Annotated in this window: 13 protein-coding genes; 10 read left to right on the top strand and 3 right to left on the bottom strand. The window is 72.7% G+C overall.

The features are described 5' to 3' along the window. Window positions 1-550: 550 nt before the first annotated feature. From FOE67_RS08115 to FOE67_RS08095, 5 genes are all read left to right on the top strand, one after another. Window positions 551-724, top strand: coding sequence for a hypothetical protein (locus tag FOE67_RS08115; protein WP_182661966.1), 174 nt, complete (start codon window positions 551-553; stop codon window positions 722-724). Between the two features lie 330 nt (window positions 725-1,054). Further along, a complete protein-coding gene (locus FOE67_RS08110) occupies window positions 1,055-2,041 on the top strand; it encodes a helix-turn-helix transcriptional regulator (protein WP_182606038.1) in 987 nt (328 codons plus the stop codon). Between the two features lie 502 nt (window positions 2,042-2,543). After that, window positions 2,544-2,870 carry a LysR family transcriptional regulator gene (locus FOE67_RS08105; protein ID WP_182661968.1) on the top strand — a complete coding sequence of 109 codons (327 nt, stop codon included), beginning with the start codon at window positions 2,544-2,546 and terminating at the stop codon, window positions 2,868-2,870. 298 nt (window positions 2,871-3,168) lie between these two features. Continuing rightward, window positions 3,169-3,387, top strand: coding sequence for an MbtH family protein (locus FOE67_RS08100; RefSeq protein ID WP_182606039.1), 219 nt, complete (start codon window positions 3,169-3,171; stop codon window positions 3,385-3,387). Between the two features lie 25 nt (window positions 3,388-3,412). Continuing rightward, window positions 3,413-4,180, top strand: coding sequence for a thioesterase II family protein (locus FOE67_RS08095; protein ID WP_182661964.1), 768 nt, complete (start codon window positions 3,413-3,415; stop codon window positions 4,178-4,180). Between the two features lie 66 nt (window positions 4,181-4,246). Here the strand turns inward: FOE67_RS08095 and FOE67_RS08090 are convergent, their stop codons facing one another. The 3 genes from FOE67_RS08090 to FOE67_RS08080 form a co-directional block, all read right to left on the bottom strand. Further along, the gene (locus tag FOE67_RS08090) at window positions 4,247-5,212 is read right to left on the bottom strand and encodes a hypothetical protein (RefSeq protein ID WP_182661962.1); all 966 of its coding nucleotides are present in this window, start codon (window positions 5,210-5,212) and stop codon (window positions 4,247-4,249) included. A gap of 161 nt (window positions 5,213-5,373) precedes the next feature. Then, window positions 5,374-6,366, bottom strand: coding sequence for a beta-ketoacyl synthase N-terminal-like domain-containing protein (locus FOE67_RS08085; RefSeq protein WP_182661960.1), 993 nt, complete (start codon window positions 6,364-6,366; stop codon window positions 5,374-5,376). Continuing rightward, a complete protein-coding gene (locus FOE67_RS08080; protein ID WP_182661957.1) occupies window positions 6,363-7,529 on the bottom strand; it encodes a beta-ketoacyl synthase N-terminal-like domain-containing protein in 1,167 nt (388 codons plus the stop codon). Before FOE67_RS08080 ends, FOE67_RS08085 begins: the two co-directional genes overlap by 4 nt. Window positions 7,530-7,765: 236 nt before the next feature. On the opposite strand from FOE67_RS08080, the gene FOE67_RS08075 reads away from it, so the two are divergent. The 5 genes from FOE67_RS08075 to FOE67_RS08055 form a co-directional block, all read left to right on the top strand. Beyond that, window positions 7,766-8,017 carry an acyl carrier protein gene (locus FOE67_RS08075; protein WP_182661955.1) on the top strand — a complete coding sequence of 84 codons (252 nt, stop codon included), beginning with the start codon at window positions 7,766-7,768 and terminating at the stop codon, window positions 8,015-8,017. Beyond that, window positions 8,017-8,373, top strand: a complete 357-nt coding sequence (locus FOE67_RS08070; protein WP_182661953.1) for an EAL domain-containing protein — start codon at window positions 8,017-8,019, stop codon at window positions 8,371-8,373. The genes FOE67_RS08075 and FOE67_RS08070 overlap by 1 nt, the downstream gene beginning before the upstream one ends. An 11-nt stretch (window positions 8,374-8,384) precedes the next feature. Next, the gene (locus FOE67_RS08065) at window positions 8,385-8,786 is read left to right on the top strand and encodes a hypothetical protein (RefSeq protein ID WP_182661951.1); all 402 of its coding nucleotides are present in this window, start codon (window positions 8,385-8,387) and stop codon (window positions 8,784-8,786) included. Next, window positions 8,786-9,199 carry a hypothetical protein gene (locus FOE67_RS08060; RefSeq protein ID WP_182661949.1) on the top strand — a complete coding sequence of 138 codons (414 nt, stop codon included), beginning with the start codon at window positions 8,786-8,788 and terminating at the stop codon, window positions 9,197-9,199. The genes FOE67_RS08065 and FOE67_RS08060 overlap by 1 nt, the downstream gene beginning before the upstream one ends. Beyond that, on the top strand, window positions 9,196-9,555 hold a 360-nt coding region (locus FOE67_RS08055; protein ID WP_228473674.1), incomplete at its 3' end, for a hypothetical protein. The genes FOE67_RS08060 and FOE67_RS08055, both read left to right, overlap by 4 nt.

The following is a 9,555-nucleotide window of genomic DNA, read 5'->3' as shown; positions in this document are numbered from 1 at the left end:
GACCGGGCGGGGGACCGGGCCCGCGGGCTCCCGGGCCCGGTGTTCCCCGTGCCCGAAGAGCTCCCGGGCCGCCGGGACGACATCGGTGCCCCGTTCCCGGGGCGGGGGCCCCGGGGCGACTCCGGATGGCCGGTCGGAGCGGCTCCCCCTGCCCCGGGACCCTCGCCCGGCGGTGCGAACGGGGGCCTCCCCGCCTCCGACACGGTATTCGGGGGGCCCCGCCCACCGCCGGGAACGAGGTTCATCCTTCCGGGTGAAGATAAGGAGAACGTGTTGCGGGATTCCCTCCCCCGGAGGGTCTCACGGGAGCCCCAACCGCCGTGCGGTGACGCCAAGTTGCCACGTTCATTGTCGGGTGCGAAGCAAAACTGACATGGTGATGCCATGTGCCGGCCGAACGATCGGGAACGGAGTGGGGTGGGGTATCGATGTGACCGTCCCCGATGTCTCTGCCCGACCGTCACCGCACCATTTTTCGCCATCCACGGATGGGGAATCCGCCACCGGGTGCCGGTGAAGGATTACACATGCACCTTGTGAGGGAAGTGCGATGACCGGAGAAGAAGTGGAACACGCGATTGCGCAACTTCTTGCGCAAGATGTGCCGGCGCTGCCGGAGCCCGGAGCGGAGTGCGAGCGCTGGTCCCTCATGCTCTCGACCTGTATCGAGTCGATCACCCGGATGGTGGCGGCCGACGAGGGGGGTGCGAGGAGTCACGACTGAGGGGGCGACGGGCGCGGTGCCCGTCCCCGATCGACCACGGCGTCGGCCCCCGACCGGCCCCCGACCGGTCGCCGGGCCCCCGGGGGCGGGCTCGCCGCCGTGTGCCGCGAGGGCGCAGCGATTTCGGTCCACTCTTCCGAAGTGGAGACAACGTGACGGCCCCCTCGGTCTTCTGAGCTTTTCTTGAGGAAGCGTGGTCCACCCATGGCACCTAGTTGTCACGGGGGGCTTCGCCGGCTTCCCACCTGCCGCGTCGGCCTTACGTTGGCACCGGCCACACTGGTTGACACCCCGCCCATAAGACGGGGCCCGGCAGGAGTGGATGTCGCGATGGAGACTGGGACGGGAATAGGTCTTGACAAGAAGTCCGAAACCCTCTACGTCAAACTTTTGCTCGGACTGAGATGGACTCCGGAGGAGCTGGGTCGAGAACTCGACCGGCGGGAAAGCGAGGTCATCTGTCTCATCGACGGGTTGCGGGAAGAGGGCCTGGTCGTCGCCTCCGGCGACGTGCCCGGCGCCTACCGAGCGGTCGAGCCCTGCGTGGCGCTGCCCGCGCTGCTGTCCCGGCGTATGCACGCTCCACAGATGGCGCAGCCCAGGGCGGCGGCCATCGAACGATTCGTGAAACTGCACGAGTACACCACCGACCGGGTCTCCCGGCCCGACAGCGGTCACAGCCGCGACGAGACGGCCACACTGGTGGAGCGTCTCATCGCCAGGGCGGAGCGGGATGTCATCTTCCTGGTGCCCGGCGGTTCCCCGGACGGCCCCGGCGATGTCGACGGCAGCTGTTTCGAACTGTCCAAACCGATCATCGACATGTCCCTGCGGCGCGGGGCCACGGTGCGCTCCCTGTGGACCTCCTCGGCGCTGTCCCACCCGGCCGGTGCCGAACACGCCCGGTGGATGGCCGATCAGGGCGCCCAGTTGCGCCACGTCGGTTCCCTGCCGGTACGGGCGATCGTGGTGGACGGGGAGTTGGCGGTCCAGATCAGTGAGGACCGCACGGTCGCCCGGGTCGTGCGCGGTGGGGGCGGCCTGGAACGCCTGAACGCCCTCGCCGACCAGCTGTGGCAGCGGGGCGTCGGCCTGAGGTCCCCGGCCGGTCGAGCGGTCAGCACGGGACCGCGTCGTCCGCGCTCGGAAACGGTTCTGCGCCTGCTGGCCGAGGGGCTCACGGACGACGCGATCGCCCGTCGCCTCGGATGCAGCGTTCGCACGGTCCGCAACGACATCGCCTGTGCCATGAGCGCGTTGGATGCCCGCAGCCGTTTCCAGGCCGGGGCCCGGGCGCGGCAGGTCGGGCTCATCTGACCCCGGGCCGCCCGCCCGCGGGTCCGGTCCCGCCGGCGCGGAATCGCCGTGGCCCGGGTGCCGCGGACGCGGGGCCCCGGGAACGGTCGGGCGCTCCCGCCCCTTCCCGGGGGCCGGTTCACGCCCCGCGGCCCATCCGCCGGGACCCACCGGGAGGTCTTCGACTCCCCGGTCCGGGCGTGAGGGCGTCGGCCTCCGGATCCGGCGGCCGGACGATCAGCTCCCACCGGGACGTCGGGCGACGATCCCCGGTGCGGCCCCATCGGCGTCGCCCCACCACCGAACCGGACTCCGGGCGGTGTGCGGGGGCGGGCGGCGGTCGCGCGGCACCGGGGGAAGCGGTTCGCTCCCCTCGACCTCCCGCACCGCCCGGCGGGGCCCGCGGGCCGGCGGTGCAACTTCCTGAAGTGTCGGGGGAAAGCGTCTCCGGCGTTTGTAGGGTTCCCGATACGAAGTTTTGCGATCCAGTTCTGCCGCGGTACGGACCACATGTGAGGGCATGATGCACGAGCGGGAGTTCAGAGCCTTTGTTTCGATCGCGGAAACCGGACGCATGGATGCCGCGGCGCGTCAACTGGGTTACTCCCAACCGGCGATCACCTATCAGATCAAATGCTTGGAACGGTCTCTCGGTTTCAAGCTGTTCACCAGGCACCCCAGCGGCGCGCGGCTGACCGGTGACGGGCGGATGATCCTGCCCTCGGTGCGTGCGGTGCTGATGTTGATGGACAGCATCCGGGAGCCGCAGGGCGACCGGTCCGGCGAACTCCCGGACGAGGGTGCGGCCGGGGGGACCACCCTGCCGCTGGTGCGAAGGCGCACCGCCTAGTGCCGCGCCGGCCGGGCTCCGCCCCTCCGCGAGCGGCCTGCGCCCCGGAGCGTCGCAGGGCGCCGGACGGCCCCCGCGGCGGGTGCCCGCTTCGGCGATTCGGATGATCCGGACGATGCGGCGCCGTGGCGAGGCGCCGTGCCGGACCCCGCGACGGGCGGAGTCCGGCCGGCGCGGCACCGGCGTCGCCGGCGGGGAATCCCGCACGAGGAACTTCTCCCGGGCCGCACCGAGCTCCCACCGGAACCGCCGGTGGGGCGGCCCCGGGTGACCACCGAACACACCTGGAGGCAAGACGATGAGCACCAACCCCTTCGAGGACAACGACGCCCGGTACTACGTCCTCGTCAACGAGGAGAACCAGCACTCGCTGTGGCCCGCCTTCGCCGAGATCCCCGCCGGCTGGAGGGTGGTGCACGGGGAGGACGACCGCCGGGCCTGCCTGGACTACGTCAACGAGAACTGGACCGACATGCGGCCGCTCGGCCTCGTGCGTCAGATGGAGGGCACCCGGTAGGACCGTCGCGGCGGAAAGGAGGATCATGCGCACGGAATTCACCGCCGCGGCGGTGCACCGACCCCGGCCCCGGCCGGACGCCGATCGGGTGCTGGTGTGCCTGAGCTACTGCGGCGGTGGTACCGCGCCGTTCCGGCGGTGGGCAGGGACCCTGCCGGACAACGTGGAGCTGGCGTTGATCTGCTATCCCGGCCGGGAGGCGCGGTTCGCCACGCCGTTCGCCCGCGACTGGATCACCCTGCGCGACGACGTGGTGCGGGCCATCCGCGGCCTCGCCGACCGCCCCTACATCCTGTTCGGCCACAGCATGGGGTCGTGGATGGCCTTCGAGACCACCACCCGGCTGGAACGCCTCGGTGTCACCCCGCCCTCGGCCCTCGTCGTCTCCGGGGGCGTGGCACCGCACAAGCGCCGGGAGTCGGGCGGCCACGTGCCGCGCTCGGACGACAGCGACGACGCCCTGGTCCGGTGGATGCGGGAGTTCGGGCAGATGACGGCGATGGTCGCCAACGAGCCGGAGCTCGTCAAACTCGCGGTGGAACTGCTCCGGGCGGACCTCGCGGTCTCGGAGTCCTACCGGTTCGTCGAGGGCTCCAGGGTCTCGGTGCCGCTGCGCGTGCTCTACGGCGCCGAGGACTGCGAACCCTTCGACCGGGTCGAGGAGCACTGGAGATCCTTGGCGGACGGGGCGTTCGAGGCCGTCGAGTTGCCCGGCGGGCACTTCTACACGCCGGAGGTGTGGTCCGGGCTGCCGGAGTGGTGCGTCCTTCCCGTCCCCCGCGCCGTCCGTTAGCCGCACCGACCACCGGCTCCCGGCGCTCGTGCGGTGTCCCGCCCCCGGGTGCCCCGGGGGCGGGCATCACTCCCCGGAGCCGCCGCGCAGGACGCGCCTGCGGTCGTACAGGACCAGCAGGAGGGTCAGCCCCATCATCACGCCCAGAACGCCTCCGGCCTCCCGGGCCAACGCGCCCGCCAACGGGTACTCCGGGGCGGGCTGCTGCATGTCGGTGAGGGTGAGCAGGTTGTAGACGCTGTAGGAGAACAGCATCCCCGAGGAGATCCAGGCCGCCGCCATGGGGGGAAGGAACCTCCGCGTCCCGCGCCGGGTGGTCAGCACCAGGATGCCCCACGCCCCCGCGAGGGCCCACACGCCGGTGCTCAACGACAGCAGGCGCCACCACACATCGCGGTTGTCCAGCATGGCGGGGTCGAGACCGAGGGTGCCGCCCGCCGCCCAGAACACCTTGACGCAGCCGAGCAGTACGCAGCCGACCGCGACGATCCCGGCCAGGGGCCTCTGCAGCGCCCCGGTGCCGCCCCGGGGCTCCCCGCAGTCGGTCGGACCGCCCAGGGCCTCCGGCCACCTCGCCCTGGCGTACCCCGCCAGGGCGAGCGGGAGACCGACACCCACCCCCACCAGCGAGATCATCACGAGGATCTGCTCGTAGATCCAGAAGTCGGGGGCCCCCGCCTCCTGATCCCGACTCATCGCGGCCGGGCCGAGGACCGGCGCGAGCAGCAGCATGGGGACGAGCAGGCCGGTCCCCACCCACACGGGCAGGGCCACCAGCCACGCGGGCAGCCGTTCGCCCCAGGGCCTGGAGAAAGCCAGCGCCAGCAGGATGCCGACGGCGGCCAGGATCGCCGTGGCCGCGTTGATCGCACGCCAGTCGGCGCCGCCCATTTCTTCGGTCGGAATGAAGAGGCCGAAACTCCACACAATTTTTATCAGCAGATACGGCGTCACCGCTATAGCGGCTCCGTAACCGGATATTCTGCGCATCTTCGTCAGTCGATCGGTCGGCCGCTCTGCCGTGGCTGTCATGTCGGCACGATATCCGGGCTCCGGTGGAGCAGTCAAAGTTACCCGCTTATATCTGCGAATACCCGCCGAACTCTTCGGGACGGTTCCGGGCCGGGAACGGGAGGCGGGACGTCACGGGGTCCTTCCCGGCCGGGGACCGGCCCCGCTCACCGTTCGGGGAATCACGAACGGGTGGGATCGCCGAGAGCCACCGCCGTGAGGTGTCCGCTCCCCGAGACCGACACCACCACGCCGGTCGCTTCCGTCCGGGCGAGCGCGATCAGTTCCAACAACCCCGACACCGCGCAGTGCCGCGCCTCGCGCACCGCTCCGGCGGGGTCCCGCACCGAACCGCCGGCCTCCCGGAGGGAGGCGGTGACGGCCTCCAGGACCGCGTGGCCGAACCCCGCGGCGGCGGCCGGGCCGCTGACCACCAGCGGTACGTCCCCCGCCCCGGCGACCAGGGCGGCGATCCGGCGGCCCGCCGCGGCGAGGGCCGCCGGGTCCCGGGCGCCGTCGGCCCGCCGGGGGACGAATCGGGACACCCCGCCGGTGATCCCGGTGAGGGCCCCGGCGGGCCGGGAGGAGCCCGGGGCGGGGTGCCCCCGCAGCACGAGAGCGGCCGCCGCGTCGTACTCCTCGCGCTCCTCGCGTCCGTCCTCCCCGGTCGGCGCCCGGTCGGTCGCCGCGACCACCACCCGGTCGGCCCGCCCCGCGCGCAGCGCGGACACCGCGAACTGCACCGCCTCCAGGCCGCCGGTGACCGGATTGGTGAGCGTGACCGAGAAGGCGCGGGCACCGGTGCTGATGGCCAGCTGACTGCCGGGCGTGTTCATGGAGAAGGCGGGCACCTCGGCGGGACCGATCCCCCCGACACCCGTGGTGGTGAGGGTGTCGTCCATCCGTCGGTGCACGTCGGCGATGGCGTACTGGGTACCGGTGACCACGCCGAGGCGCTCGGCCGGGCCCCCGGTGAGCGGCGGCTCGTCGTGACGCCTGCCGAGAGCCGTGTTGCCCGCCGCCAGCAGGTACCGGGTGGGCGGGCCGAAGTACTTCCAACCCCGCCTGCCGAGGTGGGCGGCGGGGTCGAACCATCCGGCGGCCCCGGGGCCGTCCTCCCCGGCGGGGCGGGGCTCCTCCACGACGGCGCCCGTTCCGGTGATCACCGTGGTCATCCGACGGCCCTCCAGGCGAGCGCGGCGTTGTTGCCCCCGAAACCGGTCCCGCTGACCAGCACCGAGGGCCGGGTGAGCGGGGCGGGCCCTCCCAGCGGGATCCCGAGGGGGCACCCGGGGTCGGGGGTGGTGACGTGCGCGTTGGGGGGAACCACGCCGTGGAGCAGGATCAGGGTGGCGATCACGCAGCCGAACACCCCGGCGGCACCCGCCGTGTGGCCCATCACGGCCTTCGGCGCGTACCCGGCCACGTCGGCGGCGGTGCCGCCGACGGCCGCCACCGCCCGGCCGACGGCCTCGGCCTCCACCGCGTCGTTGCCCGCCACGCCGGCGCGGTGCAGGACGACGGCGCCCGGAACCTCCCCGGTGCCCTCCAGCGCCCGGGCGACCGAGCGGCTCAGCTGCTCGCCGGACGGCTCGGGGGCCATCGGGTGGTGGGCGTCGCAACTCCAGCCGTGCCCGGCGAGCGCGGCACGCGGTCGGGCGCCCCGGCGCCGGGCGGACCCGGCGGACTCCAGCACCACGGCGGCGGCGCCCTCACCGGTGACCATGCCGGCGCGATCGACGTCGAAGGGGCGGCAGCACTCCGGGTCCACCAGCCCGAACCTCTGCAACGTGCCGATCGCGACCCGGGAGAAGGCGTCCCCGCCGCAGGCGACGACGATGTCGGCCTGACCGGTCCCGATCAACTCGGCCCCCCAGCCGACCGCGTAGGCGCCCGCGGAACAGGCGGTGGAGAGGGTGTGGCCGGGGCCGCCGATGCCGAACCGGCCGGCGAGCCCGGCGGTGACCCGGTGGGTGGCGGGGTACCGGTCGGTGGCCCCGGGGGTCTCCGCCAGGTCGATGTCGCCGAGTGACGTGCCGACGGTCAGCCCGGCGTCGAGCAGTTCCCCGGCGGTCAGGCCGGCGTCCCCCACGGCCTCCGTCACGGCGGTCGCCAGCAGCGCGCCGGTCCGCCCGACCGGTTCGCCGCCGGGTGTGCCGGGCGCCGGGGAGGGGAGGACCGGATCGGGGGCCGCGTACAGGGGCGGCCGGGTCGGCAGGCCGCAGGTTTCCGGCGCGGGGACCGGTCGCCGTTCCGCTCGGAGCAGGCCCTCCCACAGCGCGGCGGTCCCACTGCCGAAACAGCTCACCGCGCCCAGTCCCGTGACCACGACCGTCACCGGTGCACCTCGCTCCTCCGGGTAACGCGAAACCATTGCCGACAGCGATCAGGATGCATTCGGGAAGGCCGGGTTCCGCGGCCCTTGCAAGTACCTGCAGTAACCCGGCGGGTGTCTCCTTTCCTCGATCCGCTGCCATAGCATCGGTGAGGATCGACGCGGTTCCGTGTGCTCCGGAAAACGGAAGCGGAAATTGACGGGAAACCGCGCGAACAGCCCGAGGAAAGGGAATTCCGGTGAGTGTCGAAACCACACTGGACGTGGCGGAACTTCGGGAGCTGGTGGCGGACACGCTGGACGTCGAGCCGTCGGAGCTGACCGATGAGGTACTCCTCATCGAGGAGCTGGGAGTCGACTCGGTGGTGGCGCTGGAACTCGCGGTCACGCTCGAGCAGCGGTACCGGATCAGGATTCCGGAGGAGGAGCTCGGCACGGTGCGCAGGTTCCCCGATGTGCGGGATCTGCTGAACCGGAAGCTGGGCGGGTGATGAACGCGGGGACGGCCCGTCCCGGGGGGACCGCGTCCTATTTCCTGATCGAGAGCAAGGGGAACTGGGCGGGACCCGACGCGGGCGCCTTCCTCCTGGACGGCGCGGCGCTCGCCGAGGCCGGTCACCGGGTCCGGGTCTTCCTCGTCGAGGACGGCGTGTTCAGCGCCGTGGGCACCGGCACCCCCGGGATCGAGCGGTTGGCCGCGGCCGGGGCCGAGATTCTCGTGGACGACTTCTCGGCGGCGCAGCGCGCGCTCGGCGGCCCGGATCTGTCGCCGCACGCGAGGCTCGCCGGCATGGACGTCGCCGCCGCGGCGCTGACCGAGGAGGGCTGCCGGGGGGTGTGGCACTGATGGCCGGTGGGATGGAACGTCGTGTGTGGGACCTGCTGTTGATCCTCACCGCGGCCCCGCACTCCGGCGACGTGGTGACCTCGGCTCTGCGGCTCTCGCAGGCGGTGCTGGACAAGGGGGGCTCGGTGCGCGTGTGGGCCTGCGGCTACGCCACGATGATGACGCAGGACACCTTCGGGGACACCAAGCCGCCGAACACCCGCGACCCCGGGGGGCACTACCCCTCGCCCTCGGCGATCGTCCGGCGAATGATCGCCGACGGCCGGGGCCGCTTCGGGTGGATCGCGTGCACCGCGTGCACCGAGGAGCGGGGCGCCACCCACCACATCCCGCAGGTTCGGCACCGGTCCCCGCTCAGGCTGGCCACGACCGTCGTCGGAGCCCGGCAGACTCTCTACCTCGGAGGGGCCTGATGACCACCACCGCCCGCACCGGAACCGGTCCGAGCGTGCTGTGCGTCCTCGACCGTGCCTACCGCGGCGCGGTCGAGGCCCAGTTCTTCCACGCCCTGTACGGGCTGCTCGACCTGCACGGTCAGTTCGAGCGGATGGATGTCGCGCTGCGCGGCGCGGCGGTGACCCTGGCCGTCGAGGAGGACACCTACCGGCCCTCGGTGCGACTGGGCACGATGGTGCTCGACACGCTGCCGGATTACCGGGGCTCGGTGCGCGATCTGGTCGCCGAGGGCTTCGAGGTCCTCGTGGACCGGGACGCCGTGAGGGCGCTCGGGTTCGCCCCGGAGCGACTCGTCGCGGGGACCACCTGCCTCGCCCCGGCCGAGCTGGCGGTGCGCTGGCCGCGATACGACCAGGTGTGGTTCGTGTGAGCGGGGCCCCCTCCTCCCCTCCTTCGCGCTCCCCGGGGTCCGCGCGGACCGCGTCGCCGGACGCCGCCGGTGCCTCCCCCGACGGTCACACCTTCGCGACGCCGTTGTGCTCGGTGGACCGGATCGAGGTGCTGGCCGAGGAGCCGGTCCTCCGGTTCCTGGTCCACAAGACCGTCGATCCCCGGGACCGGTACATGGCGGGGCACTTCCCGGGACTGACGCTGCTGCCCGCCGGCCCCGAGCACCGTCACCACCGACATCGCCATGAGCGAGGTCCCGTACGCGGCGGTGACCGCCGGCGCGTGGCCGGAGAGCGGCACGAAGAGCAGCAGACCCGTGAGGCCGGTGAGAAAGCC

The organism is Streptomyces calidiresistens (assembly GCF_014141525.1).
GTDB classification, from domain to species: domain Bacteria; phylum Actinomycetota; class Actinomycetes; order Streptomycetales; family Streptomycetaceae; genus Streptomyces; species Streptomyces calidiresistens.
This window is presented reverse-complemented; position numbering and strand designations above follow the sequence as displayed.

Bases quoted from the DNA above. Each gene is read 5' to 3' on its own strand.
- FOE67_RS08115 (WP_182661966.1), top strand. From the start codon at position 551: ATGACCGGAGAAGAAGTGGAACACGCGATTGCGCAACTTCTTGCGCAA.
- FOE67_RS08110 (WP_182606038.1), top strand. From the start codon at position 1,055: ATGGAGACTGGGACGGGAATAGGTCTTGACAAGAAGTCCGAAACCCTC.
- FOE67_RS08105 (WP_182661968.1), top strand. From the start codon at position 2,544: ATGCACGAGCGGGAGTTCAGAGCCTTTGTTTCGATCGCGGAAACCGGA.
- FOE67_RS08100 (WP_182606039.1), top strand. From the start codon at position 3,169: ATGAGCACCAACCCCTTCGAGGACAACGACGCCCGGTACTACGTCCTC.
- FOE67_RS08095 (WP_182661964.1), top strand. From the start codon at position 3,413: ATGCGCACGGAATTCACCGCCGCGGCGGTGCACCGACCCCGGCCCCGG.
- FOE67_RS08090 (WP_182661962.1), bottom strand. From the start codon at position 5,212: ATGACAGCCACGGCAGAGCGGCCGACCGATCGACTGACGAAGATGCGC.
- FOE67_RS08085 (WP_182661960.1), bottom strand. From the start codon at position 6,366: ATGACCACGGTGATCACCGGAACGGGCGCCGTCGTGGAGGAGCCCCGC.
- FOE67_RS08070 (WP_182661953.1), top strand. From the start codon at position 8,017: ATGAACGCGGGGACGGCCCGTCCCGGGGGGACCGCGTCCTATTTCCTG.
- FOE67_RS08065 (WP_182661951.1), top strand. From the start codon at position 8,385: ATGGAACGTCGTGTGTGGGACCTGCTGTTGATCCTCACCGCGGCCCCG.
- FOE67_RS08060 (WP_182661949.1), top strand. From the start codon at position 8,786: ATGACCACCACCGCCCGCACCGGAACCGGTCCGAGCGTGCTGTGCGTC.